The organism is Amycolatopsis sp. NPDC052450 (assembly GCF_044547565.1).
Taxonomy (GTDB): Bacteria; Actinomycetota; Actinomycetes; order Mycobacteriales; family Pseudonocardiaceae; genus Amycolatopsis.
Map to the genome: position 1 here is coordinate 1 of NZ_JBIUAQ010000046.1, position 25,974 is coordinate 25,974.

The 25,974-nt window shown below is 69.8% G+C and carries 28 protein-coding genes; 6 read left to right on the forward strand and 22 right to left on the reverse strand.

Annotation, left to right across the window (positions count from 1 at the left end; translation table 11 throughout):
* Positions 1-124: 124 nt before the first annotated feature.
* On the reverse strand, positions 125-937 hold the full coding sequence (locus ACIHAO_RS40140) for a S1 family peptidase (RefSeq protein WP_396567088.1): 813 nt from the start codon (positions 935-937) through the stop codon (positions 125-127).
* Between the two features lie 262 nt (positions 938-1,199).
* On the opposite strand from ACIHAO_RS40140, the gene ACIHAO_RS40145 reads away from it, so the two are divergent.
* Positions 1,200-2,015 carry a serine hydrolase gene (locus tag ACIHAO_RS40145; RefSeq protein WP_396567090.1) on the forward strand — a complete coding sequence of 272 codons (816 nt, stop codon included), beginning with the start codon at positions 1,200-1,202 and terminating at the stop codon, positions 2,013-2,015.
* Positions 2,016-2,219: 204 nt separating this feature from the next.
* Complete coding sequence (locus ACIHAO_RS40150; protein WP_396567092.1) at positions 2,220-2,777, forward strand: M23 family metallopeptidase; 558 nt, start codon at positions 2,220-2,222, stop codon at positions 2,775-2,777.
* A 130-nt stretch (positions 2,778-2,907) separates the two neighbouring features.
* Here the strand turns inward: ACIHAO_RS40150 and ACIHAO_RS40155 are convergent, their stop codons facing one another.
* The 9 genes from ACIHAO_RS40155 to ACIHAO_RS40195 form a co-directional block, all read right to left on the reverse strand.
* A complete protein-coding gene (locus tag ACIHAO_RS40155) occupies positions 2,908-3,072 on the reverse strand; it encodes a hypothetical protein (protein WP_396567094.1) in 165 nt (54 codons plus the stop codon).
* 42 nt (positions 3,073-3,114) lie between these two features.
* Positions 3,115-4,620, reverse strand: coding sequence for an FAD-dependent oxidoreductase (locus tag ACIHAO_RS40160; RefSeq protein WP_396567096.1), 1,506 nt, complete (start codon positions 4,618-4,620; stop codon positions 3,115-3,117).
* 1 nt (position 4,621) lies between these two features.
* The gene (locus tag ACIHAO_RS40165; protein WP_396567098.1) at positions 4,622-5,539 is read right to left on the reverse strand and encodes a diiron oxygenase; all 918 of its coding nucleotides are present in this window, start codon (positions 5,537-5,539) and stop codon (positions 4,622-4,624) included.
* 82 nt (positions 5,540-5,621) lie between these two features.
* A complete protein-coding gene (locus ACIHAO_RS40170; protein ID WP_396567100.1) occupies positions 5,622-6,080 on the reverse strand; it encodes an SPW repeat protein in 459 nt (152 codons plus the stop codon).
* A gap of 30 nt (positions 6,081-6,110) precedes the next feature.
* Positions 6,111-8,123: an erythromycin esterase family protein gene (locus ACIHAO_RS40175; RefSeq protein WP_396567102.1), complete on the reverse strand. Its 2,013-nt coding sequence runs from the start codon at positions 8,121-8,123 to the stop codon at positions 6,111-6,113.
* 72 nt (positions 8,124-8,195) lie between these two features.
* Entirely contained in the window at positions 8,196-8,687 is a 492-nt protein-coding gene (locus ACIHAO_RS40180) for a DUF6292 family protein (protein WP_396567104.1), read from the reverse strand.
* A gap of 108 nt (positions 8,688-8,795) precedes the next feature.
* On the reverse strand, positions 8,796-8,939 hold the full coding sequence (locus ACIHAO_RS40185; protein WP_396567106.1) for a hypothetical protein: 144 nt from the start codon (positions 8,937-8,939) through the stop codon (positions 8,796-8,798).
* Between the two features lie 73 nt (positions 8,940-9,012).
* Entirely contained in the window at positions 9,013-9,384 is a 372-nt protein-coding gene (locus ACIHAO_RS40190) for a VOC family protein (RefSeq protein WP_396567108.1), read from the reverse strand.
* A 348-nt stretch (positions 9,385-9,732) separates the two neighbouring features.
* Positions 9,733-10,902 (reverse strand): LLM class flavin-dependent oxidoreductase, encoded by a 1,170-nt coding sequence (locus ACIHAO_RS40195; protein WP_396567110.1) that lies wholly within the window; start codon positions 10,900-10,902, stop codon positions 9,733-9,735.
* 426 nt (positions 10,903-11,328) lie between these two features.
* Between ACIHAO_RS40195 and ACIHAO_RS40200 the strand changes: the two genes are divergently transcribed.
* Positions 11,329-12,423: a S1 family peptidase gene (locus ACIHAO_RS40200; protein WP_396567112.1), complete on the forward strand. Its 1,095-nt coding sequence runs from the start codon at positions 11,329-11,331 to the stop codon at positions 12,421-12,423.
* Here ACIHAO_RS40200 and ACIHAO_RS40205 read toward each other — a convergent pair whose 3' ends face one another.
* The 5 genes from ACIHAO_RS40205 to ACIHAO_RS40225 all read right to left on the reverse strand — a co-directional run bounded on the left by ACIHAO_RS40205 (position 12,424) and on the right by ACIHAO_RS40225 (position 15,666).
* Complete coding sequence (locus ACIHAO_RS40205; RefSeq protein ID WP_396567114.1) at positions 12,424-12,825, reverse strand: hypothetical protein; 402 nt, start codon at positions 12,823-12,825, stop codon at positions 12,424-12,426.
* Positions 12,826-12,992: 167 nt separating this feature from the next.
* Positions 12,993-14,114 carry a VanZ family protein gene (locus ACIHAO_RS40210; protein WP_396567116.1) on the reverse strand — a complete coding sequence of 374 codons (1,122 nt, stop codon included), beginning with the start codon at positions 14,112-14,114 and terminating at the stop codon, positions 12,993-12,995.
* Positions 14,107-14,400: a hypothetical protein gene (locus tag ACIHAO_RS40215; RefSeq protein WP_396567118.1), complete on the reverse strand. Its 294-nt coding sequence runs from the start codon at positions 14,398-14,400 to the stop codon at positions 14,107-14,109. Before ACIHAO_RS40215 ends, ACIHAO_RS40210 begins: the two co-directional genes overlap by 8 nt.
* A gap of 95 nt (positions 14,401-14,495) precedes the next feature.
* A complete protein-coding gene (locus ACIHAO_RS40220) occupies positions 14,496-14,660 on the reverse strand; it encodes a hypothetical protein (protein WP_396567120.1) in 165 nt (54 codons plus the stop codon).
* 79 nt (positions 14,661-14,739) lie between these two features.
* A complete protein-coding gene (locus ACIHAO_RS40225; RefSeq protein ID WP_396567122.1) occupies positions 14,740-15,666 on the reverse strand; it encodes a MurR/RpiR family transcriptional regulator in 927 nt (308 codons plus the stop codon).
* Between the two features lie 143 nt (positions 15,667-15,809).
* Between ACIHAO_RS40225 and ACIHAO_RS40230 the strand changes: the two genes are divergently transcribed.
* Genes ACIHAO_RS40230 through ACIHAO_RS40240 form a run of 3 tightly spaced genes read left to right on the forward strand, consistent with a single transcriptional unit; the run spans position 15,810 to position 18,849 of the window.
* The gene (locus tag ACIHAO_RS40230) at positions 15,810-17,201 is read left to right on the forward strand and encodes an MFS transporter (protein WP_396567124.1); all 1,392 of its coding nucleotides are present in this window, start codon (positions 15,810-15,812) and stop codon (positions 17,199-17,201) included.
* Complete coding sequence (locus ACIHAO_RS40235; protein ID WP_396567126.1) at positions 17,198-17,638, forward strand: GAF domain-containing protein; 441 nt, start codon at positions 17,198-17,200, stop codon at positions 17,636-17,638. Before ACIHAO_RS40230 ends, ACIHAO_RS40235 begins: the two co-directional genes overlap by 4 nt.
* A complete protein-coding gene (locus ACIHAO_RS40240; protein WP_396567128.1) occupies positions 17,635-18,849 on the forward strand; it encodes an amidohydrolase family protein in 1,215 nt (404 codons plus the stop codon). The genes ACIHAO_RS40235 and ACIHAO_RS40240 overlap by 4 nt, the downstream gene beginning before the upstream one ends.
* Positions 18,850-18,907: 58 nt before the next feature.
* On the opposite strand, the gene ACIHAO_RS40245 is transcribed toward ACIHAO_RS40240, so the two are convergent.
* From ACIHAO_RS40245 to ACIHAO_RS40275, 7 genes are all read right to left on the reverse strand, one after another.
* A complete protein-coding gene (locus tag ACIHAO_RS40245) occupies positions 18,908-20,278 on the reverse strand; it encodes an aldehyde dehydrogenase (NADP(+)) (RefSeq protein WP_396567130.1) in 1,371 nt (456 codons plus the stop codon).
* Between the two features lie 99 nt (positions 20,279-20,377).
* Positions 20,378-21,379, reverse strand: a complete 1,002-nt coding sequence (locus ACIHAO_RS40250; RefSeq protein ID WP_396567132.1) for a proline racemase family protein — start codon at positions 21,377-21,379, stop codon at positions 20,378-20,380.
* Positions 21,380-22,291 (reverse strand): dihydrodipicolinate synthase family protein, encoded by a 912-nt coding sequence (locus ACIHAO_RS40255; RefSeq protein WP_396567134.1) that lies wholly within the window; start codon positions 22,289-22,291, stop codon positions 21,380-21,382.
* Positions 22,288-23,649 carry an NAD(P)/FAD-dependent oxidoreductase gene (locus ACIHAO_RS40260; RefSeq protein ID WP_396567136.1) on the reverse strand — a complete coding sequence of 454 codons (1,362 nt, stop codon included), beginning with the start codon at positions 23,647-23,649 and terminating at the stop codon, positions 22,288-22,290. The genes ACIHAO_RS40255 and ACIHAO_RS40260 overlap by 4 nt, the downstream gene beginning before the upstream one ends.
* Entirely contained in the window at positions 23,646-23,954 is a 309-nt protein-coding gene (locus tag ACIHAO_RS40265) for a (2Fe-2S)-binding protein (protein WP_396567138.1), read from the reverse strand. The genes ACIHAO_RS40260 and ACIHAO_RS40265 overlap by 4 nt, the downstream gene beginning before the upstream one ends.
* Complete coding sequence (locus tag ACIHAO_RS40270) at positions 23,951-25,123, reverse strand: NAD(P)/FAD-dependent oxidoreductase (RefSeq protein ID WP_396567140.1); 1,173 nt, start codon at positions 25,121-25,123, stop codon at positions 23,951-23,953. The genes ACIHAO_RS40265 and ACIHAO_RS40270 overlap by 4 nt, the downstream gene beginning before the upstream one ends.
* A gap of 78 nt (positions 25,124-25,201) precedes the next feature.
* Positions 25,202-25,801, reverse strand: a complete 600-nt coding sequence (locus tag ACIHAO_RS40275; protein WP_396567142.1) for a helix-turn-helix domain-containing protein — start codon at positions 25,799-25,801, stop codon at positions 25,202-25,204.
* Between the last annotated feature and the right edge of the window lie 173 nt (positions 25,802-25,974).

A 25,974-nucleotide genomic window follows, 5' to 3' on the forward strand; every position in this document is an offset into this window, starting at 1 on the left:
TACCCGCGCCCGGGGCGCCCCGGCGCCGGGGGTCTTGGTCTGGGCGGCCCCCCCCCCCCCCGCCCCCGCGGGGGGGGGGCCCCCCCCCCCCCCCCCCCCCCCCCCCGACCGTGTCGAGGCGGTCTCAGCGGATGGTGCGGTGAATCCAGTCGGCGTAGGCGGGCACGCTGGTGTACAGGCCGGGCCCGTTGGCGCAGGGCACGTCGTCGTCACCGGGGCCGGAGGTGACGCCGATCAGCTCCCACCGGCCGCCCTTCCCGCGCTGGATCTGCGGACCGCCGGAGTCGCCCATGCAGGCCATCGCGCCGCGCTTGCGGCTGATCGTGCAGAGCCGGGTCGAATCCGCGTAGCCGGGTGAGCATTCCGACACCGCTCCGCGGCGGGTGTCGAGCTGCTGGAGCCGTTCGGGGAACACGACCTTGGTGATGTCGGCGGTGTCGACCGTGGTGCCGAAGCCCATCAAGCGGGTCGGGGTGCCCGGCTTGCCGGGACGGTCGGCGATGCGGATCGGCTGTTCGGAGACCGGGCGGTCCAGGCGCACCAGCGCGATGTCGTTCTTGTTCGGCTGACCCGGCTGGTACCCGGGGTGGCGCACCATGCGGTCGATCGTGCGCACGGTGCCGCCGGAGGTCCGCTGCCCGCTGCCGATGCGCACCGTCCCCTCCGGCCTGGCCGGGTTGTTCTCCGGGTCGACACAGTGCGCCGCGGTCACCACCCATCGCGGATGGACCAGCACGGCTCCGCACACACCTTTGGCGTTGTTCAGCTCGGGCACGATCTCCGGGATCGAGGCCATGAACTCGTAGCGCTCGGTGGAGTTCTTCCCGTTCACCACGGCACCGGCACTCCCGGGCAGGGCGATCGCGCAGAAAGCTCCGGCCAGCACGACACTGGCGGCACGAATCAGGTGGCGGCGCGCGGAATCCACTCTCGACATACTTTTCCTTCGTTCGACGACTTCGGATCGATCGGGTCCAGCATCGCGGTCCGCCGCGTCCCGGACCATCGGGTCAGCCCGCCGATCCGTCGTGGTGACCGCCGGACGCCGCGTGGTGGGGCCAGCCCCACCTACCGTCCATAATGGACGACAGCTCAGCCGGATGTGACCGGCATCACTATTCGGCGGATCGCGGCAACCTCCGGCACCGGCGAACGCCTTCAAGCTCAGGAAGAACCGATTTCGGAACTCTGGGGAGCACATGAAGAGACTTTTCGTCATGCTGACCGCGATACTGGCGGTCCTCGCGTTGACACCCGCCGCGCCCGCCGGCGCGACGACCCGCTTCGACCGGGAGCTCCAGTCGCGCATCGCACGAGCCCAGGCGTACGCCGACAGCAGGCCCGGTGACACCGGAATCGTCCTCCGGGACCGGTGGACCGGCGCCGTCTACCGGAGCCGGGCCGCCGGGACCCTCATCTGGGCCTGCTCCACCCCGAAGCTGGCGATGGTCGTCGATCTGCTGCTGCGCAACGATTCCGGGGCCGTCCGGCTGACCGCCGAAGACCGGGACCTGATCCACCGGATGCTCAACTCCAGCGACGACGCCGCCGCTCACACGCTGTGGACCCGGTACGGCGGTGAGGCGGAGTTCGCCAAGCGCTTCCCGTCGTACGGGATGACCGACATGCGGTTCACCGACCAGCACCCGCACCACTGGGGCTGGATCTTGACCACGGCGAACGACCTGGACCGGCTGGTCAACTACGTCCTGACCGAACTCCCCCGGCAGCACCGCGACTACATCGTCCGCGAGATGCGCACTGTCGACGTCAACCAGCAGTGGGGTGTCTGGGGCGCGGGCCCCGCCGCGCGCCCCGGCAACAAGAACGGCTGGTCCGACGACAACGACGACGGCTCCTGGATCATGAACTCGGTCGGTTTCGTCGGCCCGCACGAGCGATACACCCTCTCGCTCATGAACAACACCAAGGTCATCCAGAACGGCTACGAAACCGGCCAGGAAACCACCACCAAGATCAGTGAGATCCTGTTCAAGGGATACTTCAAGGGCTGACCTGGCCACGTCGGACCCGGCGGATCTCGCCGGGTCCGGCGCTTGACCCAGACGCTCCACAATGGATCGTCGGGCCCTTCGAATACGGCCTTCGACGACCTCGCGCAAGCCCCGAACGAACCCTTGTTCCCGTGACGAACCGCCTGTTTCAGTCGGGATGTCCCGCATACGACGGGAACTGGTTCTTCCGGAAAGCGAGGCACGATGAGCGGATTCGAAAAGGCGTCACCCCGCAGGATCGGCACGATGGTGAGTGCCGTGCTGCTGGCGGCCGGCATCTCCGTGACCGGCTCCGGCACGGCGTCGGCCGCGGACTATTACTACGAATTGCCGTACCCGGCCGGCGAGGCCTATCAGGTCACGCAGGGACCGGAGGGCACGTACTCCCATGTCGGTCCTTACAACGAGTACGCCTGGGACTTCGGTCTCCCTGCCGACTACGAGGTATCCGCAGCGCAGGGTGGCGAAATCATCTTCTCGAATTGGTCACCGTACTGGCAGAACGGCATCGAGGTGCTCATCCGGCACTCCAACGGCACCTGCACGCACTACGCGCATCTGAACCGGGCCCTCTACAACGCGGGCACCTGGGTGCCTCAGGGCCGGGTCGTCGGCTGGTCGGGCAGCACCGGGGCGTCCACCGCGCCGCATCTGCACTTCCAGGTGATCGACTGCGGCAGCCGCGTGGGCATCCCCGCCACCGTCCAGGGCTGGACCCCGTCGACCGGCACCTGGCCGGTCAGCGTCAACAACTACGCGTGAGTTCGCGCTGCTCCTTCGTCTCCTACCAGAGGGTGGACGGCCCGGAGACCACCGAAACTCCCGAGACCGAGTTCGTCGAGCCACGACATGTCACGCGCCCACTCATCGGGCACGGGGTCGTCATCGGTGTTCACTCCACCGAACCGGACCAGAGCGCCTTGAGTACGTGCCGGGCCGGAGTATGATCGACGAGCTTCTCGGCCACAGGCATTTTTCCCGCCCGCACAAGGCCGAAATAGTGGCGTACGACCGCCTCGACGTCGTTCTCGGCAGGCCGCTCCGTCCAGATCTTCACCGTCGAGACGATAGGGGGACGGACCGGCGCCACCAAGCGATTTCACCGGCCGCGGAAGCGGGCGGTCAGTGCGGCGATCGGTGACCGCCGGGCCCGCACCGGGAGCCGTCCGGAGGTGATGTCCGCCAGCAGGGTCGCGACGGTTTCCCTGGCGCAGGTGCGGTTCGCGCCGATTCCGCCCGAGGGGCCGCGTTTGATCCAGCCGACCACGTAGGCACCGCGACGGCTGTCGACGCGGCCCGCGGTGTTCGGAATCGTGCCGCGGGTCTCGTCGAACGGCAGGCCGGGCACCGGTGTTCCGCGGTAGCCGACCGCACGGACGACCTGTCCCGCGGCGATCTCGACCGGCCCGTCCGGACCGGTGACTCGGAGACCGCGCACCTGCGTGTCGCCGACGATCCCGGTGGGAGCGGAGTGGAACCGCAGGACGATCCGGCGTGCGTCCTCGACCGGCGGCGCCGTCCAGTCGACGGTCTCGCGGCCGAGTTCGCGCAACAGCGACGCCTTGCCGGTGCCCGCGTCGATCGCGGCCGTGGTGCGCGGGTCCGCGTCGTCGACGACGAGCGGCACGCCGGCCCGCTGCGCCAGCGCGAGCAGTTCCGGGGAGGTGTAGGCGGCGTCCTCCGGTCCGCGCCTGGCGAGCAGGACGACCTCACGGACCTTGCTCGTACGCAACCGTTCCAGCGCGTGCGCGGCGATCGTGGTGCCGGTCAGCGCGGCGGGATCGGCGGTGACGATGCGGGCCACGTCCAAGGCGACGTTGCCGGTGCCGACCAGCACGACCCGTTCCGCGGAGAGGTCCACCGCGTTCGCGGGTACGTCCGGGTGGCCGTTGTACCAGCCGACGACGGTGGTCGCGGCGATGCTGCCCGGCAGGTCCTCGCCGTCGAGGCCGAGACGGCGTGCGGACGAGGCGCCGACGGCGTAGACCACCGCGTCGTGGCGCTCGGCCAGTTCGGCGACGGTGACGTCGCGGCCGACCTCGGTGCCCAGGCGCATCCGCAGCCGCGGGTGCTCGTGGAACCGCGAGAAGGTTTCGCCGATCCGTTTCGTGGCGGGGTGGTCCGGGGCGACGCCGAAGCGGACGAGCCCACCCGCGACCGGCAAGCGGTCGATCAGGGTGACCCGCGCGTTCGTGTGCAGGAGCAGATCCTCGACGGCGTACATGCCGGCCGGGCCGGTGCCGACGACGGCGATGTCCGGCGGCGCGAAGTCGCTCGGGATGGCCCGGTCGAACGTCGGAGGACTCCAGTGATGGAAGTTCGGCGCGGGATCGGCCGCGGGCACGGTCTCGCGGCCGGCGTAGTACTCCGCGTTGAGCCCCGCGTAGACCTGGAGCGAACCGGTCAGCAGATCGGCGGGGAAGATCGCGTCCACCGGGCAGGCGTCCGCGCAGGCTCCGCAGTCGATGCACGAGGCCGGATCGACGTAGAGCATCTCCGTGGTGCCGAAGTCGGGCTCGTCCGGTGTCGGGTGGATGCAGTTGACCGGGCAGACCGACACGCAAGTGGCGTCGTTGCAACAGGTCTGGGTGATCGCGAAGGCCATGTCAGATCAGGTTCGCCCGCTTGTAGAACACCAGCGCGGGCCGGGTGAGCAGGCCGCACGAGCCGAGGAACTCCATCAGCCCGGCACAGCTGGACCGCATCATCGACTTGTGGTGCTCATTGGACTTCGCCTCGCGCAGCGCCCGTTCGGCGTCGAGTCCCGCGTTCTCGTAAACGTCGCGGTTGATCATGCTGCTGACGATGAAGTACGACGCGATCGCGATGACCAGGGCGTTGATCCGGCGGCGCAGGAAACCCACGCCCTCCAGCTGTTCCCGCGTCTCCTCGCGGGCGAACTTCATATGCCGCGATTCTTCGACGACGTGGATGTTGTTGATGGTCCGCACGAACGGGACCACCCGCTCGTCGCGCATCCAGTCGCGCTGCATCACGTCGAGGACTTCTTCGGCGACGAGGATCGCCGCGTACGCCGCTTCGCCGCGGGCCGTCGCCTTGAAGACGCGGCCGAGTTCGACGGCGAGCCTGCGCGGACGGTACGGGGGCGCGCCGAGCTTCTCCGCCCCGCGGGCGAACATGATCGAATGCCGGCATTCGTCCGCGATCTCGGTCAGCGCCCACTGGAACGCCGGGTCGGTCGGGTCCTTGGCGTAGAAATCGCGCAGCACCATCTGCTGCAGGATCATCTCGAACCAGATACCGGTGCTCGCGACCGAGGCGGCCTCCTGGCGCGTGAGCTCCTTCTGCTGCTCCGGAGTCATCTCCGCCCAGTAACTCGTGCCGTAGAGGGTGCTCCACTCCGGGCTGGCGCCGTGGAAGTCCTTGTCCAGCGGCGTCTCCCAGTCCACCTCGGTGGCCGGATCGTAGGACAGCATCGCGGAGGAATCGAGGAGCCGCCGCGCGGTCTCGTGGCGGCCGGCACCGGCGGTTTCCGCGGTGCGGGGCACATCGGTGCTGGTCATACGGACCTCCCTGTCTAGGCGTTACCGAGGTTCACTGTTACCCAAGGTAACACCTAAATGGCGGCGCCGCGAGAGGGGGATCTCAGGAGCGTGCGGGGCCCCGCCGTCCTGCCGTCGTCAGGGCGATTCCGGCGGCGATCACCACGGCGCCCGCGATCACGTTGCTCAGCCACGTCGCCGTGGTCAGCACGGGCATGCCCGGATATTCGAGCGGCACCAGACCACGGCCGCGCGAGATCACCCAGGGCGAGACGAGCACCCAGGCGCCGAGAACCGGGATCACCCACGCCACGGCGCGCAGACCGGCGGAGCGCGCGCATCCGGTGGCGAACAGCGCGAGCACTATCCCGCTGATCATGTTGGTCGCGGCGATACTGAAGGTTCCGGTGAACTGGATGACCCACGGCGACAGGATCAAGTACACGCCGGCCAGGAGCACGAGCCCGATCGAGAACCCGGAAGAGCCGGTGGCCCCGCCGGCATCCTCTCGTGCGTGCGTCGCTTCTTGCCCTTTTTCACGTGCGGTGGTCCGGACCGCCATACTCACTCACCTCCGTGTCAGTTCTTTCTCTCAGACCGCGTGCGGGTAGGTCTCCGGCAACTCTCCGCTCGTCCAGCGAGCCGTGGGCTCGAGAGGTTCGAGTGCCCGGGTTTCGTCGATGTGGATGACGGCGTCGAACTGGTCCGCGACGCGGCTGTGGAAGTAATGGCTCCGGCGTTCGGTCCGCGGGCGGTAGATCACGCCGATAGCCCGTTCCAGCCGCGCCGATCGCAAGGCCTCGGCTGCTCGTTTCGCGGTGCCCGAAGCCGAGGTGAAGGCCAGCATGAATTCGTTTCGCCCGACCTCGTGGAACAGCCCCTCGATGCTGCCCGACAGCGAGGGCCGGACCTGTTCGCGTCGCGCGGGTGCGCCCCAGTCGTCCGCGGCGGTGACGGTGCCGGTGTGGGTGGTGAACCCGATGAGGCGGCAGTCGCCGGGGTGCCGTTCGCGGACGAGCTGCCCGAGGTTGATCTCGCCACCGGCGGACAGCTCGGTGGCACGGGCGTCGCCGAGATGGGAATTGTGCGCCCAGACGACGATTTTCGCCGGTTCGCCGTGCTGTTTCCCGAGATGCCCGGCGAGGGCGTCCAAGGTGTCGGCCATATGCCGGTCCCGCAGATTCCACGAGGAGATCCGGCCGCCGAACATCGAGCGGTAGTACTGCTCGGCGGCCTGCACCAGCCTGGCGTTGCGCTCGGCGTGGAACTGCTCGTCCGCCGCCACCATGCCGTCCCGGCGGGCGTGGTCGGCGGCGTGCCGCCGCAGGTCGACCAGTTGCTCGAGCACCTCCCGTTCGCACGGCTCACCGGCGCCGAACGCCGCGGCCGCACCGTACTTTTCGCCCCCGGCCTCGTGATGGTCGAAGCAGGCGTAACGCTCGCGCGCCCGGGCCGCGGCGGCCGGATCGACGCCATCGAGGTAGGCGATCACCTCGTCGATCGATCGGTGCAGGCTGTACAGATCGAGGCCGTAGAAGCCGGCCCGGTCCCGGTCTTCTTCCACCCGGTCGTTGTGCTCACGCAGCCAGCCGACGAAATCGAGCACCTCGGTGTTACGCCACATCCAGGCCGGGAACCGCGTGAAGCCGCGCAGGGCCTGCTCCGCGGTCTGGTCCTCGCCACCATGGCGTACGTAGCGATTCACCCGGTAGGCGTCCGGCCAGTCCGCCTCGACGGCGACCGCGTGGAAACCCTTGTCCTCGATGAGCCGGCGGGTCATCGCCGCGCGAGCCGCGTAGAACTCGTGCGTACCGTGCGACGCCTCGCCGATCAGGACCAGCCGGGCGTCACCGACCAGGTCGGACAGCGCCTGGCCGGACGGCACGCCGTGGTCCACCGGTATGGCTGCCGCGCGGACGGCCGACACCGGGTCTTCCTTTCGCCGCCCCGCGGAAGGGGAAGACGAGGCGGCGCGCAGCAGGCCACGCACCTCTTCGTCGGTGGTCTGGCCGAAGTCCCAGTACGAGGCGCCGACGGCGGAGAACGGTGCCGGCGTCGTCGCGCACACCATCTCGTCGACTTCCCGCCCGAGCTCCGCGCAGGTCGACTTGGGTGCGGCGGGAATGGCGACCACCAGCCGCGCCGGGTCCAGTTCACGCAGCGCGCGAATCGTGGCGCGCATACTGGCTCCGGTCGCCAGGCCGTCGTCGACCACGAGCACTGTTTTGCCCGCGACCTCGGCCATCGGCCTGCTCCCCCGGTACGCCTGTTCCCGGCGGACGAGCTCGCGGCTTTCCTCCTCGGCCACCCGCTCGATGTCCTCGGGCCCGACACCGGTGCCACGGACCACGTCGTCGTTGAGGATCATCACCCCGCCGCTGGCGATGGCCCCCATCGCCAGTTCAGGCTGTCTTGGCAGGCCGAGCTTGCGTACGCCGAACACGTCGAGCTTGGCGTGCAAGGCGGCGGCGACCTCGAAAGCGACCGGCACCCCGCCGCGAGGCAAGCCCAGGACGACGACGTCGTCACGGTCGCGATAGTCCGTCAAGAGGCCCGCCAGCACCCGGCCGGCATCCCGTCGATCACGAAACACACGCTGTGCCATGGCCTTCGGATAGCCCCGCCCGAACCGGCCCAAACCGCCGGATTCAGCCCGCCTCGTGCCCCGTCTGCCCGATCATCGTGCGTGCGGTGAAAGGCCCGCGTACGCGGCCAGCCGGAGGGCGAGCCCGTCTTCCGCCTCGGCCGCCCCGAGCTGTGGTGGCTCGAGCAGCGCCGTGGCCTCATCCGAGTACATGCTCTCCGCGAACGTGGCGACCACCCGTGGTGGCGGCAGCAGCTCGAGACCCTGGTACCCGACGACGATCAGGTCTTCGCCGCTGCTGGTCTCAACGGCCAAGGCCCACCCGTGTCGTTCGTCCCAGAGCAAGGCGACGTCGCGGTCCGGTCTGCTCGGCAGTCTTCGCTCGAGCGCGATGTACGCGCTCGCGATCGGTTCGAGCTGCACGCAACAGGCGTCCCCGTGCAACCCCAGCGCCTCGATCACCAGGCTCACATACCGGTGCAGCCCCTTCAGGATCACGTCGTCGAATTCCGGTTCCATGCCGCTCGCCACCTCGTCCTCGCCGGCACTGCGGCGCCGGCTGCTCGACGCGGCAATGAGGTTCACTCCGCCACACGGAGGGTTCCACCCGTGCCCGGAGCGAAACGCGGACCGCGAGAAGGCCGGCTCATCCGGCCGTCGCCGCGGGAGCCGGCCTTCCGTCTTTGTGGATCCTCATTCCCGGCCGAGCACGATCGTCGGCTCGAGGTCGAAGGCCGGGTCGGCCAAGGCGTCGGACTCGCCGCGGGGTTCCGGCACGGTCAACCGTTCGGCCGGCGACTGAGGATCGACCGTCTTCTCTTCGTAGGCGTGCGTCATGGTTCTCAACTCCGTTTGGGCCGTATCCGGCTGGTGGGGGCCGGCAGGAGACGATTACCCGGTGTTCCGGAGATCAATCATCCGCCGCCGACGGCCGGAAGTCCGGGTTCTCCCAGACGAAGGTGACCTTGTTCCCCGCCGGATCGGCGGCCTCCGTCAGTTTGATGAAGTCGTAGTCCTGGATCGGGCCGCACTCCACGCCCTGGGTGGCGAGGGAGCCGACGGTGTCGTCGATGTCCTCGACGACGATGACCACGGCGCTCTTACCCGCGGCCTCCGGCGCGTGGGCGACCTGGATCCCCGCGTTTCCGGCGATCAGCCATTCCGCGACGCCTTCCATGGGCTCGGCGTCGGGCCGCCGCCCGATCCACCGCTCGTACCACGCGACCGCGGCGGAATGGTCCGAGACCGGCAAGACAGCGTAAACATCCTTGAACTTCGGCACGGGCAGTTGTCCTTTCACCGCGGCATGGTGTCGATTCGCTTTCCCGGCGCCGAGCCGTCGGCCGGCGCGCTCAGCCTGCCACCGAATCCGGCGTAACTGAAGGAGGCTTCCAAGAAAACCTCGGACATCACGGCACTGAGCAGGATCATCGAACGGCCGGGTACGAGCGCGACCAATATCGGCGGCGCCAGGAACAACGAAGGACCATCACGCGGTTTCGCGCCGCCAGCAGGGTGTTCGGCGAGGAAAGCCGAGTTCCGCCGAGACGACCTTCACGAATTCGGGGCCGCGATCCCTTGCAGCATCGTGCCCAGCGCGGCGAAGTAGCGGGTGTACTCCCCTCGCGCCTCAGCCCAGCTCCGGGATCAGCTCACCGATCAGGCGGATGCTCTTCAGCACCTTTTCGTGCGGGATACCGCCGATCTGCTGCAGGCACATCATCCGGTCGATGCCCAGTTCCGCGTAGGCCCGCAGTTTCTTGCGACAGGTCTCGGGGCTGCCCACGATCAGCGAGTCCTGCGCGCTGAGCACGGTGAAGATCTCGTCGTCCGGCACGTTTTCGCCTTGCAGGATCCGGGCGATCAGGAGATTCGCCTCGGTCGGGGCGTTGTTCGCCTCGCCGCGCAGGAAGTCGCCGGTGAGCCCGCCGCCGTCGGGCGCGGCGACGATCTCCTCCTGCCGGGCGTTCAGGCGCACGAATTCGCTCGCCGCCTCGAAGAAGGTCAACGCGGTCACCGTGTACCAGGCCGCGGCCGCGGCGGCGCCGTTGCGCATCGCCTCCTCGTCGGTGTCGGCACAGTGGACGAAGGTGAAGAACCCGACCTGGTCGTTGACGGAAGCCCCGACCGGATCGGTGCAGCGCCCGGCCGCGTCGCGGTAGAGCTTGATCAGCCTTCCCGCGCGCTCCAGCGACTCCCACATCGTCGTGCCGAGGACACCGACGCCACGGCGGCCCGCCTCTTCGAAGGACGCCGGGCTCGCCGCCGCCTGCCAGAGCGGCGGATGCGGTTTCTGGAGCGGTTTCGGCGAAATCGACACGTCGTCGACGCGATAAGCGTCGTTTTCGCAGGAAAAGCGTTCGGAAGTCCACATGCGCGGGATCATTTCGAAAGCCTGCTGTGTCTGGGCGCGGGCCTCGTCCGGTTCGATGCCGAACAGTCGCCATTCGGGAATCGTCGAGCGGGTCAGCCCGAGTTCGAGCCTGCCCCCGCTGAGGTGGTCGAGCGTGGCGGCGCGTTCGGCGACGCGGATCGGATGGTTGAACCGGCCGGGCGCGAGTACCGCGGAATGGCCGAGCCGGATCCGGGTGGTGCGCTGGGAAAGCGCGGCCAGCATCAACTCGGGCGCGGACGACAGGCTGAACTCCCCCGCCCCGTGGTGTTCGACCTGCCACCAGCAGCCGTAGCCCAGTTCGTCGGCGAGGACGGCCTGTTCGATCGCCTGGGAGAACCTGAGCCCTTCGTGTCCCTCCGGCCATGGCCGCGGGTTCTGGATCTCGTTGAACAGATCGATCTTCATCCATGGCCTCCGTCTGCCTCAGCTCACCGAGAGATCAGTCAGCGGGTGCGCGCGCCGCGTTACAGAAGTCGCACGTTCGGCGCAACGCGGCCGGAACGGCGTGGAGCCGGCTGAGATCCGTTCGTCACCGATACGGGCAAACGGGTTCAGCCGCGCACAATCAGGTGACGAACACCGAAGACACACTTTCCCGAATGCCGCGTCCCGTCGCGGATTGTCGCGATTCGGCCAGCACATCGGGGACGGTAAATCGCGCATGACCCACTCACAAGAGTGAGCAGCACCCGGCAATGGCGCGTTCCTTTGAGCCGGAAAGGGGAATTGTGAGCGCTACTCATATGGCGGCATTCGACGACGTGGTCTTTGTCGTACCGTCGATTCCCAGCCACACCACGCAACGAATTCCGCGATCCCATGGAGGTTTTCGTGATCCGACGTCCTCTGCGCACCATGACCGTCCTGATCGGCGCCGCGGCAGCCGTCACCGCGTTCGCGTCCCCGGCTTCGGCGGCGACCTCGGTGCTGAGCGAAGCGGCGGGCCCGGCCGCATTGGCCGCCGCGCAACAGAAACTCGGCACCTCGCTCGGCGCCGCCTTCGCCGGCTCCTGGCTGGACACCACGACCGGTGAACTGGTCGTCGGCACCACCGACGCGAGCCGGTCGGCGGGAATTCGCGCCGCGGGCGCGATCCCGAAGGTACTCCGGCACAGTGCCGCCGAACTGAAGAAAATACAGTCCACATTGGACGACAGAACCCATGCCGTTCCTGATTCGGTCGCCGGCTGGTACGTCGACGCGCCCACGAACGAGGTCGTGGTCAGCGTGGTGGGCGGCGACCCCGCCGGCCGGGCATGGGCCAACTCCGTCGGAGTCCCGGTGCGGGTGGACCAGGTGAAGAGCGCGCCGCGGCCCTTGTGGAGCGTGATCGGCGGACAAGGTCTCTACTTCAGCGGTGGCGCCTGCTCGGTCGGGTTCAACGCCTACGACGACGATGATCATTACGTGATCACCGCGGGCCACTGCACCGAACTCGGCGGCACCGTGCGCGGTGTCGACGGCACGATCGGCAGGGTCGAGCGGTCGTCCTTCCCCGGCAACGACTACGGGACGGTCAAGGTGACCCACTCCGACGTCTCGACGCCGCCCCGGGTCGACCGCTACGAAGACGGCTCCGACGTGCGGATCGAGGGTGCCGACGTGGTCGGCGTCGGCGGCCGGGTCTGCCGGTCCGGGATCACCACCCACTGGCACTGCGGGCGGGTCGAAGCGCTGGACCAGACGGTGAACTACGGCAACGGGAACATCGTGCGAGGTCTCACCCAGACCGACGCCTGCGCCGAACCCGGCGACTCCGGCGGCTCGTTCGTCAGCCGTCCGTCCTCGGGTTCCGGCACGAAACTGGTGCAGGCACAGGGCATGACGTCGGGCGGTTCCGGGAACTGCGACGTGGGTGGCACCACGTTCTTCCAGCCAGTCAGGGAGGTGCTCAACCGCTACGACCTGACGCTCGAAAAGGACTGATCAGCCGAGGGAGGGGGCGGCCGGCTCACCGGCCGCCCCTTTGACCTGTTCGGCGAGTTCACCCGCCTCCAGGACCAGCGCCTCGATCGCGGCCCAGCGGCGGCGGACCCGCTCGTGATCGGCGACCAGCGTGCCGGAAACCATGCCCAGGAACAGATTCGCGTCCGTCCCGACTTCCGCGAGCCGCAGGAAAGGCCGCCGGTCGTCCTCGGTTCCCGCCCCGTGCGCCGCCGCCCATTCACGGGCACGCATCCCGGCTTCGTGGCAGGCGTCGACGAGGAGGGTCCGGATCTCCTCCGGCCGGTTCCCCGGCCTCGCGGGAGGTTTCCCCATCAGCGTGAAGATGTTCCAAGCCACCGAGAGCAGGCAGTCGGCCACCTCGTCCATCGACTCCACGTCCACCGGGCGAGTGTTCCGGCCCGCGCTCGCTGCCAGGCGCAATGACTCGCGGGAACGGCAGGGTCGACCCGATCGGGTGGGTCTCACCGGTCGGGCACGGCACCGGTGTTCTTGGCCTGCCCGGTCCGTGAAGGCCTCCTTGAGGGACTCTGGGTCCCTCAAGGAGGCCTTCACGGACCGGGCCTGGCTCTAACGCTCACCGGGCTCGGTTCGGCCACGTCGTCGAGTTCGCGCACGTCGACGACTCGCAGGCCGGCGATCAGTCCGGACAGTCCTTGGTGGCCTTGAGGCCGGATCGCGAGGATCCCGCTGACGAAGAACAGCAGGTTCGCGAGCGGCTCGAATCCGCTGTTGACCGCCGAAGCCAGGGTGAGCAGCGTGAAGTAGCCGCCGGAACCGGCGAGGAATCGCACCGCCATCCGCCACAGGGCGGGCTTCCCGCCGTCCGGCCCGGCGGGGCGCAGCAGCACGACCCGCTGACCGAAGCTGGCGCCGTTGCCCGCGACGGGGATGACGAACAGCAGGAGCATCGCGGGCAGCAGGGTGCCGATCAGTGCCGTGACCACCGTGTCCGGCTCGCCCACCAGCAGAGTCGTGAGGATCGCGACGGTGGTGCCGAGCAGGATGACCGACACGACGTCGACCGCCATCCCGAGCAGACGGCGGCGCGCGGTGACCGGTCGCGGTTTGCCCGGGGGCGCGGACGGTTCGTTTCCCGGCAGCAGCCGCAGTAAAGGGGCCAGCCCGAAACCGAGGGCGGCGCCGAGGGTGTTGGTCAGCAGATCGTCGACGTCGGCGAGCCGGTACGGGCATTCGAACAGGAACCAGACCCCGGTGAGCTGGGTGCATTCGATGAACAGCGAAACCGCGAACCCGATGGCGACGGTGGCCGCGAAACCGCGCCGGAACAGGTGCCGCACGAACATGCCCAGCGGCACGAACAAGGCGACGTTGAACACCGCCTGCTGGACGGCGGGATTGCGCAGGAACGCCCGGATGCCCGTCCCGGTCTGTTCGCGGCCGATGTCGGCGACGAACTGGAACGGGCGTAGTTGCAGATGACCGGCCGCGTGTTCGGCACACCACGCTGTCGTCGTCTCCGGGATGGGGAGCAACGTGTACGTCCAGAGGGACATGGCGTAGACCAGGAACCCGAACACCAGCAGGACCCGCCAGAGCCCGAGTTCGCCGCGGCGCCGATAGCTCGCGGCGATGTACGGGACGGCCAGGAGGCCCGCGAGCACGAAGCCCGCGAACACCGCGATGACCGCGGAGATGGTCGGATCAGTCACTCGCGGAAGTTAACAACGCACGCTCCGGCGCACCCGTCACGCCACCTGGGCGGGTGACGGCGAGGGCTCGCTGATGCGCGAGCGCGGCGATGGCGAACGTCAGGTGGACGACGACCCAGTTGCGGTCTTCGCGGTGCACCCGCTGCAACAGGTCGAGGGTGGCGTCGCCCGGTGTGCGCCCCTGGCGGCAGGCGTCGATGAACGCCTGGGTCAGTTCGTCGACGTTCCTCCGGAACTCCGCGAAGGCGTCGGCGGGTTGGGCGTTGGTGCAGAAATCCACGGTCACGTCACTCAGCGTTCCATAGCGCGACGCAAAGTCACGAATTGGCCGAGTGTGAATCACTCACGTGAGGTAGTCGGCGGGCGAATCTGTGCTCTGCGTCACGCCGAAGCGAGTCCGGCGGGCAAACGGCGCTCCCGTTCGGCCGCCTTCGCCCGGCGGGTGACCGGGAAGCGCTGGTCGAGTTCGACCAGCAGCGGGGTCGCCGCCATCAGTGCCAGAAGAGCGAGCCCGGCGTAAGCGCCCATGGTCGTGATGATCGTCATTTCGGCCTCCTCGATCCCGTACCGCCTGTTCCGGCGGCCTGGAACCAGGATCGCCCGCCGACAGGGGCAGGCGGATCGGTCATCCGGCGGATGCGCCTCGACCGGTCGGCCTTTTCGGCACTGTCCGATCGGCCGACCCGGGACGACGGTGCAGCAGGTCGAACCGCGACCACATGGCCTCGGCCGCCTCGATGGATTCCCCGGTGCGGACGGGATCGACGGCGGCGAGCTGCGCGACGATGGCCTGCACCAGGCTCATCCCGGCGGTCAGTGACGGGAAGAAGGTCACGCCCTCGGCCGGCACCATCAGCACCTGTTCGACCGCACCCGCCAGCGCGGGACTGGCCGCGTCGGTGATGGCGAAGGCGCGCGCTCCCCTGGCCTTGGCCTCGTTCGCGGCGAGCACGGTGCTCTCGTACAGCCGCCAGAAGCTGATCGCGATGAGCACGTCTTCGGACGTCAGTTTCGCCGTGGCGTTGGCGAGTTCGGCGTCGCCCGCGGTGATCGCGTGGACGTCGTAGCCGGCGAGCCGGGCGTTGTGCGCGAAGGCGATCCCGACCGCCGCGTAACTGCCGTCGGCGATGACGACCGTGCGGCGCGCGGCGGCGACGGCCTGTGCGACGTTGCGGATCTCGTCCTCGGCGAACCGCCGGTTGAGCAGAGCGAGGCTGTCGAGGTCGCGGCGCAGCGACGCCGATCCCGGCGAGTCGACGTCCCGATGTTCCTCGGCGACCTGTGGCGCGCTCAGCGACGACATGTAGCGCGCCCGCAATTCCTGTTGCAGCGCCGGCCAGCCGGCGAAACCCAGCGCCTGCGCCGTGCGGGTGACGGTGGCGACGTTGACCCCGGCGAGCTGGGCGAGCTCGGCCGTCGAGCCGAACGACGCCCGGCGCGGTTGCGAGACCAGTACTTCCAGCACGGCTGCCGACTTCGGCCGCAGGCCGCGTTCCGGCGTCCGATCCCGAAGCCACGCCTCGAAACCGTCGTCGGTTCCCGTCTCTGTCACGCATGCCCTCCCTCGACCGCGTCACGGTAACGCATCGTGCCCGCCGAACCACTTGCAACAACCATTGCAGTTTTGACGAAACGCAGTATACGTTGTCCGCACTCTCGTCTCCCCAGTCGCCCGAACCACGGAAGGCGTTCCCCATGACGCTTCTGGCACGACTCGACCGGCTCCCGCTGAGCCGTCCCCACTACGTACTCCTGCTCATCGGCGGGCTCGGTTACACCTTCGACGGCATGGACTCCGCCGTGGTCGCCTTCCTCCTGCCGAGCGCGAAAGCCGCGTGGGGCCTCGACAACGGGCAGCTCGGGCTGATCGGTTCGGCGACACCGTTCGGCTTCCTCTTCGGCGCGATCGCCGCCGGCCTACTGGGCGACCGCATCGGCCGCAAGAAGGTCATGATGTACGCCCTGGCCTTCTACGCGGTGTTCTCGGTGCTCGCCGCGTTCTCCCCCAACTACGAGGTCTTCCTCGGCGCGCGAGTGCTGGCCGGGGCGGGCGCGGGCGCCGAAAGCGCGATCATCGCGCCGTTCCTGTCGGAATTCGTCCCTGCCAAGCGGCGCGGCTGGTTCGTCGGCGCGCTGGCCGGGTTCTTCTCGTTCGGGTTCGTCATGGCCGCGCTGATCGGCCGGTTCGTCGTCCCGACGGTGCCGGAGGGCTGGCGGGTCGCGCAGCTGATCACCGCGCTGCCGATCGTCATGCTGCTGTGGTGGCGCCGTTCCCTGCCGGAATCGCCGAGGTTCCTCGTCGCGAACGGACGGCACGCAGAGGCGGAGAAGATCGTCGCGAAACTGGAGCGGGACGTCGAAAAGGCGACGGGGCAAGAACTTCCGGCCGTCCCGGAGACCGAGGCCCAGCCCGCGACGGAAACCCCCAAGGTCAATCTCCTCAGCGCGCTGAAGTTCCTGTGGAGCCCGGCGATGGCCCGGCGCACCGCGGTGATCTGGACCGTGTGGTTCGTGATCACGTTCTCCTACTACGGCTTCTTCTCCTGGATCCCCACGCTGCTCGTCGAGCGGGGAATCACGGTGACCAAGAGCTTCGAGTTCTCCATCATCATCTACCTGGCACAGATCCCCGGGTACTTCTCCGCCGCGTGGCTGTCGGAGCGGCTCGACCGCAAGCACACCATCGCGTTGTACCTCGCGGGTTCGGCGGTGAGCGCCTTCTGGCTGAGCCAGATGGACGCGCCGTGGTCGATCACCCTGGCCGGGGCGGTGCTGTCGTTCTTCCTCAACGGCACCTACGCCGGCGTGTACTCCTACACCCCCGAGGTGTTCCCGACCTGGATCCGCGCCAGCGGCACCGGGCTGTCCAGCGCGTTCGGCCGCGTCGGCAGCATCCTGGCCCCGACGATCATCGGCCTGTCCGCGGCGAGCCTCGGCTTCGCGGGCGTCTTCGGCCTCACCACCGCCGTCCTGGCGGCCGGGGTGGTGTGCGTGGTCGTGTTCGGCCTGTCCACCGCCGGCCGTTCCCTGGAAGAACTGACCGAACACGGCGCGCCCGTGAAAACCGCGAAGGAGATGACGAAGTGACGGTCTCACTGTCCACTGTGGAGGACAAGACCCGGGCCTCGATCGGCGTACGGCTGTTCACCGTGCTGGCCTGGGTACCCGAACGGCGGGCGCTGCGGCGCGTGCACAGCAGTCATCCCGGCGAGTACCCGGTGGGCGGCGAGAAGACCGTCGAGGTGGCGGCGGGCTGGCTGGAGCGGTGCATCACCGGGCAGGAGCCCTACTTCGGTCCGGACAGCGCGGCGGTACGGGAGATCTTCGCCGACCACGAACTCATCGACCGGCTCGGCTGCGGCGCGGTGATCAACGTGCCGGTGGTGGCCGACGGCCGCACCCTCGGCGTCCTCAACATCCTCGACGCCGAAGGCAGCTATGACGACGATTCCGTCGCGGTCGCCCGATCCCTGGCACCGTTGGCGGCCCCGGCCCTGCGCGAACTCCTGGAGGAGACCCGATGACCGGATCGCTGCTGCTGCGCAACGCCCGCCTGCTCGACCCGGTCAAGGGCGAGTACACCGAGGGCGACCTCCGGTGCGCCGACGGCCGGATCGCCGAGATCGGCACCGGTCTCACCGCCGGTGACGCGCGGACCGAGGACCTGCGCGGTGCGTTCGTGCTGCCCGGTCTCGTCGACGCCCACGTGCACGTCACCGCCTCGACCGCGGACCTGGGGTCGCTGCCCGCCTCGTCGCCGTCCTATGTGGCCGCGCACAGCGCCCGCACGATGAGCCGGATGCTGGACCGGGGCTTCACCACCGTCCGTGACGCCTCCGGCGCCGACTACGGCCTCGCCGACGCGCAGGCCGAGGGCCTGTTCCGCGGTCCGCGCCTGCTGTTCTGCGGACGCGCGCTGAGCCAGACCGGCGGACACGGCGACAGCCGGACGCGAGGCGCCAACGCCAGCGACGACCATCCGTGCTGCGCCGGTCTCGGCCGGGTCGCCGACGGGGTCGACGCGGTCCGCGCGGCCGCGCGCGACGAACTGCGCAAGGGCGCGCACCACATCAAGGTGATGGCCTCCGGCGGTGTCGCCTCCCCCACCGACCGGATCGACTCGACGCAGTACTCCGCCGAGGAACTGCGCGCGATCGTCGAGGAGGCGGAGGCGGCCAACCGGTACGTCGCCGCGCACGCCTACACCGCCCGCGCGGTGAACCGCGCGCTGGAACTGGGCGTGCGGTCGATCGAGCACGGCAACCTGATCGACGACCTCAGCGTCGAACTGTTCCTCCGGCACGACGCGTACCTCGTGCCGACCCTGGTCACGTACTGGGCGTTGAAGGAGGAAGGACGCGAGCACGGGCTGCCGGAATCCAGCTGGCGCAAGGTCGACGAGGTTCTCGGCGCGGGTATGGCCGCACTCGAGCGGGCGGCCAGCGGCGGGGTGAAACTGGTGTACGGCAGCGATCTGCTCGGCGGGATGCACCGGCACCAGAATCACGAGTTCCGGTTGCGCGCCGAAGTCCAGTCCACGCTGGAGGTGATCCGCTCCGCGACGTCGACCGCGGCGGATCTGCTGAACCTGACCGGCGAGATCGGCACGCTGGCCCCCGGCGCGCACGCGGATCTGCTGGTCGTGGACCGGGATCCGCTGGACGACATCGGCGTCCTGGCCGAACCGGAGAAGTTCCGGCACGTCGTGCAGGGCGGGGTCGTGGTCTCCCCCTGACGCGATTCGTCACCTGCTTGCGATGCCCTTCCGTCGCAAGCAGGTGACGAATCGCGGGTCAGGAGAAGCGCTGCGGGACGTCCCAAGGGTTGTCGTCCCGCAGCGGTTCCGGCAGCAGGTGCGACGGCCAGTCCTGATAGGACACCGGCCGCAGGAAGCGTTCCACGGCCGCCGTCCCGACGGACGTCGACGCCGGTGACGTCGTCGCCGGGAACGGTCCGCCGTGCTGCATCGCGGCGGTCACCGCGACGCCGGTCGGCCAGCCGCCCCACAGGATCCGTCCGCTGCGGGCGGCCAGCACCGGGCGCAGCGCCTCGATCTCGGAGGCCTCTTCGGGTAGGGCGTGCACGGTCGTCGTGAGCTGGCCGGGCAGCGCGGCCAGAACCGGCAGGACATCGGAAAGCCGGGAGTACCGCACGACCACACCCAGCGGACCGAAGCACTCTTCGGCCGCATCGGGCACGAAGTCGGCCAAGTCGATCTCGAGCAGCCGGGCTCCGGCTCCCCGGACGACCTCGCGCATTCCCGGGATCGCGGACAGCCGCTCGGCACCGGCGTGGAATCCCGACGCGATGCGGTCGTTCAGGAACGGCGCGGCCGGCGTCTCGCGCAGCCGTTCGGCGACGAGGTCCACGAACGGCCCCGAGGACGGCGCGAACACCAGACCCGGATTCGTGCAGAACTGGCCGTTGCCCAGCGTCAGCGAACCGGCGTAACCCGCCGCCAGTTCCCCGGCCCGCGTCGCCGCGGCGCCGGGCAGGACGATCACCGGATTGACGCTGCCCAGCTCACCGTGGAAGGGGATCGGCACCGGCCGCTCGGCCGCGATCCGCGCCAGTGCGAGCCCGCCCGCCACCGACCCGGTGAACGCGGCGGCCGCGATCGCCGGATGGCGCAACGCCGCCACCCCGGCGTCTTCCCCTTCGACAAGGCCCAGGAGCGCGCCCCACCGGCCGAGCGCCTCCACGACGACCGACGCCGTCCGGCGGGACAGCTCCGGATGTCCGGGATGGGCCTTGACCACCACCGGGCATCCCGCCACCCACGCCGACGCGGTGTCCCCGCCCGCCACGCTGAACGCGAACGGGAAGTTGCTCGCGGCGAACACCAGGACCGGCCCGACAGCAGTGCGATACCTCCGCAGCTCCGGCCGCGGACTTGGCGGCCACGACGGATCGGCGCGATCGATCCGGACGTCGTGGACCGAGCCGCTCTCGGCCGCGAGCAGCCGCAGCTGGAACGTCGTGCGCGCCAGCTCGCCGGTCAGGCGTTGGGTCCCCAGCCGGGTCTCGGCATCGGCGATCTCGATCAGAGACCGGCCTGCCGCGTCCAGCGCGTCGGCGACACCTGTGATCACGGCGGTGCGCGTCTTCGGGTCGGTGGCGGCCCAGGCACCGACGATCTCCGCCGCCCTCTCGATGTGCTTCATGCTTCCTCTCCGGCCTGGGTGCGCCCAAGGTGGCATTGGGGACGGTGAGCGTCCCCAATGCCACCTTGGGCGCGCGGTTTCCTTGCCTCTCGCGCTGCTTCAGAGCACGAATCCCGCGGGGAACGGGTCGTCCGGGTCGAGCAGATAGGTGGCGTTGCCGGTGATCCACGCGCGCCCGGAGAACTCCGGCACCACGGCGGGGACGCCGCCGACGGTGGTCTCGGCGACCAGCTCGCCGGTGAACGTGGTGCCGATGAACGAGCTGTTCTCGAACGGCGTGTGCAGCGGCAGTTCGCCGCGGGCGTGCAGCTGCGCCATCCGGGCCGAGGTGCCGGTGCCGCAGGGCGACCGGTCGAACCAGCCCGGATGGATCGCCATCGCGTTCCGGGAAGCCCGGGCGTCCGACCCCGGAGCGAGGAACTGGACGTGTTTGCAGCCGCCGATCAGCGGGTCCGCCGGATGTTTCGGCGGACGCTGCTCGTTGATCGCCGCCATGATGTCCAGCCCAGCCGCCAGTATCCGGTCCTTCGCCGCCCTGTCGAACGGGATGTCCACTTGGGACAGTTCGAGGATGGCGTAGAAGTTGCCGCCGTAGGCCAGGTCGTAACGTACCTCGCCGAGCCCCGGCACCTCGACGACCGCGTCACGTTCGGCGAGGAACGACGCGACGTTGCGGAGCTTGACGCGTACGGCGCGGCCGTCCCGGACCTCGACCTCGGCGTGCACGAGCCCGGCCGGGGTGTCCAGACGTACCACGGTCTTCGGTTCGGTCACCTCGACCATGCCGGTCTCCACCAGCACGGTCGCCACGCCGATCGTGCCGTGCCCGCACATCGGCAGGCAGCCGGACACCTCGATGTACACCACGCCCCAGTCGGCGTCCGGCCTCGACGGTGGCTGCAGGATCGCGCCGCTCATCGCCGAATGGCCGCGCGGCTCGTTCATCAGGAACTGCCGCAGGTGGTCCAGGTGGTCCATGAAGTACCGGCGGCGTTCGGCCATCGTGTCGCCGGGGATGACGCCGATCCCGCCGGTCACCACCCTGGTCGGCATGCCCTCGGTATGCGAGTCGACGGCGGTGATCGACCGGATCGACCGCACCTACGCCACCCCCAGCGAGGCGAGCGCGCGGCGCATGTCGGCGGTGACCTGCTCGCGGTGGTCGTCGGTCAGCGGGCCCCGGGGCGGACGGCACGGTCCGCCGTAGCGGCCGACGAGGTCCATCCCGAGTTTGATCGCCTGGACGAACTCGGTGCGCGAGTCCCAGCGGAACGCGGCCACCAGCGGCTCGTAGAGCGCCCTGGCCTCTTCGAGTTTTCCGGACCGCGCCAGGTCGAACAGGCGCACCGACTCGGCGGGGAAAACGTTGGGGAACCCGGCGAACCAGCCTGTCGCGCCCATCAGCAGGCTTTCCAGCACGACGTCGTCGGCGCCGCTGATCACGTCGAGGCCCGGTGCCTGCTCACGGATCTCCAGCACCCGCCGGACGTCGCCGGAGAACTCCTTGACCGCGACCACGTTGTCGATCCGGGCGATCTCGGCCAGCAGGGCGGGCGTGAGGTCGACCTTGGTGTCGATGGGGTTGTTGTAGACCATCACCGGCAGCCCGACCGACGCCACCGCCTCGAAATGCGCGAGCACCTCGCCGCGGTTCGCGCGGTACATCGTGGGCGGCAGGCACAGCAGGCCGTCGGCGCCGTCCTCGGCCGCCACCTCGGCCCAGTGCTTGGCCTGGTGCGAGCCGGGGCCGTGCACGCCGGCGACGACGATCCCGTCGTCGCCGACGGTTTCGATCGCGGTGCGGGCGACGCGACGGCGCTCCTCGTCGGTCAGCGAGGAGTATTCGCCGAGGGAACCGTTCGGTCCGACGCCCCGGCAGCCGTTGTCGACCAGCCACCGGCAGTGTGCGGCGTAGGCGTCGTAGTCCACGGCCAGCCCGGCCGGCGCCGAGTCGTCCGCCCGGTACGGGAGGGCGGTCGCGACGACGACGCCACCGAGGTCGGGGGTGCTCATTCAGGTTCTCCTTCGATTCGGGCGGCCAGCTCGCCCAGCCGGATCGGCTGGGCGATCGGGCGGTGGTGCCGTTCGGTGCCACCGCAGAGTTCGGACACGGTCGGACCGCAGATACGGCCCTGGCACGGGCCGAGGCCGGCCCGGGTGCCGAGTTTCAGTGCGTGCGGTCCGGGACAGGCCGCGTCCCCCGCCGCACGCGTCAGTTCGCCGTACGTGGTTTCCTCGCAACGGCAGACGATCGTGTCCTCGCGCAGCCAGCTTCGCCATGCCGTGCCGATCGGATGGGCCGTGGCGAGGCGTTCGGCGAAGCTCCGGGCCCGGTCGCGGGCGCGGATCAACCCCGGCGACGGCTCACCCCCGGCGGCGGCGCATCCCGCCACCGCACCCTCGGCGGCGGCGGTGACCGCGCCACCGATGCCGGTGATCTCGCCCGCGGCGAAGACACCGTCCACTGTGGTCCGTTGCGCGCCGTCGACCCGGACGAAACCGCCGTCCAGGAGGCAACCCGCGGCGACGGCCAGCTCGGGCTGTGGTGTGAAGCCGTGCCCGACGCAGACCGCGTCGACCTCGTACGTCCGCTCGGTGCCGGGAACGATCGACCAGTCCGCGCGGACCTTCGCGGTCACGACCTCGCGGACGCGATCGGCCCCGCGGGCCTCGATCACGGCCCGGCCCAGCCGGTACGGGACCCGATGACGCGCCAGCGTCGCCGCGTACCGCGCCAGTTCACCCGCTTTCCCGGCGTGGGCGGCCAGACGCCACGGGCGGGCCGACCATCCTTTTCGGACGATCGTGAACGGGTTCGCCTCCAGCACCGCGACCACTTCGGCGCCGACGCCCAGCAACGATTCCGCGACCGGCAACAGGAACGGCCCGGCCCCGGCGACGAGGACCCGCTCGCCGATCGCGACCCGCTCGCCCTTCGCGAGCGCCTGTGCCGCGCCCGCGGTGTACACGCCGGGCAGTTCCCAGCCGGGGAACGGCAGAGTGCGGTCGTGCGCGCCGGTCGCCAGGATCAGCGCGTCCGGGACGAGGGACAGCCGCCGCCGTCCACCGCCGTCGGCTTGTCCCCACAGGACGTGAACCCGCTTCTCCACCCGGTCGAACGCCCAGACCGTGGACCCGGGCAGCCACTGGCACCGCGGATGCGCGAGCACCCGGCGGCGGCGGTCGAACTCCGCCCGGCCGTGCTGGACCCGCTCCGGACGCCGCGCCGCGTAAGCCTCGGGCAGCATCCGGTGGTACTGGCCGCCGGGAGCGTCCGCCTGGTCCAGCACGGTGACGCGGGCACCGGCCCGCAGTGCGTGCTCGGCCGCCGCGAGCCCGGCGGGCCCCGCGCCGACGATCACCACGTTCACGCGGTCTCCTCCCGGGATTGGGTGCGGATTTCGTCGCCGTCGGCGGCCGGGCGGCGGCACGCACGGACGTCGGGCACGTCGTTGACGGTGAGAAGGCAGTCGAAGCAGGCTCCGATCCCGCAGAAGACCCCGCGTGGCGCGCCGGACCGTGTGGTCCGCCAGGAGGTCCGGCCGACGGCGAGCAGGATTCCCGCCACGCTCTGCCCGGCGATCCCGGTGAGGGTCTCGCCGTCGACGGTGATCCGGATCGGGCGGTCGGTGCGGCCCACCGGATCGCGATCGCGCGGCAGCAGCCATCCGCTCATGCGGCCACCTCCGCCAGGACGGCCGGACGGTCCACAGTGAACTCTTCGACGTCCATCGCGGACTCCGCCCCGGTGAGCAGTTCGCGCAGCAACCGCGCGGTGCCGACGCTCAATCCGATCCCGGCGCCCTCGTGCCCGGTGGCGTGCCAGAGGTTCTCCAGCCGCGGATCCTCGCCGAGCACCGGGAGATGGTCGTCCACGTAGGGCCGGAAACCGCCGTACGCGCGCATGATGGCGACGTCGGCGAGTGCCGGGAACAGCCGCAGCGCCTTGACCGCGATGGCGCTCAGCACGGCCGGGCGGATCGCGTCGTCGAAATCCACCCGGCGGCGTGACGAGCCGATCAGGACGGTGCCACCCCAGGTCGACTCGACGACGGCTGAAGTCTGCAACTCACCCGAATCGGCACCGACCGCGCCGACGTAATCGGCGTCGTAGACCTTGTGCCGGACGACACCGGGCATCGGGGTGGTCACCAGCACCTCGCCACGGCGAGGGCGGACCGCGATCGGGGCACCGAGGCGCGCCGAGACCTGACCGGCCCACGGGCCCGCGGCGTTCACGACGACGTCGGCCTCGATGACCTCGCCGGGCACGCGGACGCCGGTGATCCGTCCGTTGTGGACGGACGCGCCCAGCACCTCGGTGTCGGACCGCAGCCGGGCGCCGTGGCGCAGTGCCGAGCCCAGCAGCGCGAGCGCCGCGCCCGCGGGCTGGGCCTGGGCGTCTTCCGGGTAGCGGAACGCGGCGGTCACCTCACGGGTCAGCGCGGGTTCCGCTTCGGCGAGTTCCTTGGGAGACAACGGTTCCGCGCGGACACCGAGTTGCGACGCGGCGAACGCGGTGAGAGCGCGGGCGCCGTCGTCCGTGGTGGCGACCACGATGCCGCCCTTGGGGTCGTACTCGATCGACGAAGCGGCGTGGGCGTCCTCGTCGGCGATCTCGGCGACCAGCCGGGGCCACAGCGCGATCGAGAGCTTTGCGAGTTCGAGTTCGGCTCCGGGCCCTTTGTCCGAGACGAGGATGTTGCCCTCACCGTGCGACGTGGTGCCCCCGGCGGGACGGCCGCGGTCCACGACCACGACGTCGAAGCCCGCCAGGCTCAGCTCACGGGCACACGCGGCGCCGACGATGCCCGCGCCGAGCACGACCACGCGCGTTCGGTTCATCGACCCTCCAGCGTTCGGTAAAGCGAACGATCGGAGGGTAGGTTCCCGTCCGGAGACGTGTCAATACCTCGGGCGCGGTCAGCCCTTCAGCACCGGATGAGGCCTGCCGTCGAGCCGTTCATCGGCGCGGTACTGCAGCAGCAGGACCGAGTGCACCGGCCCCTCCGAAGCGGTGTAGCAGTGCGGCTCGCGGGCGTCGAAGGCGACGTAGTCCCCCGGTCCGACCTCGACACTGCGGCCCGCCACCTCGACCAGCAGCGAACCCGACTGCACGATGGTGTGCTCGATACCGACATGCCCCTGCGAACGCTGCGGCGCGTCACCGCGCACCACCTGGTCGTACACCTCGAAGACGCCGTCTCCGGTCTCGATCCGCCGCAGTGGCCGGAGATCCACTCCCTCACCGCTGAGCACCTCGACGTCGGCACCGCGCACCACGGTGAGGGCGCCGCCAGCCCGGTGGTCGAGCAGATCCGAGATCGCCACCTCCAGCACCCTGGACAGGCTGAACACCGTCTCGATGGTCGGATTGCCGCCGCCGGACTCCAGTTGCGACAGCGTCGCCTTGCCGATGCCCGAACGCCGCGAAAGCTCCGACAGCGAGATGCCCCTCGCCGCCCTGGCCGCACGCAGGTTGACCGCCAGCATGTCCCGGATCGAGGGCGTCTCGTCCTCCACCGCTTCTCCCCTGTCGTTCGTCAAACCGTACGACCGGATGGGCGAATCGTTCGCTTTGCCGATCGAGTTCGCGGACATCATGACACGCGTCCCGACACCAGGGCATAGCCGTGGCCGATGGGGCGACGCGATGGTGGGCGGCGCCGGCCGCGATGAAACTCCATCACCAACCG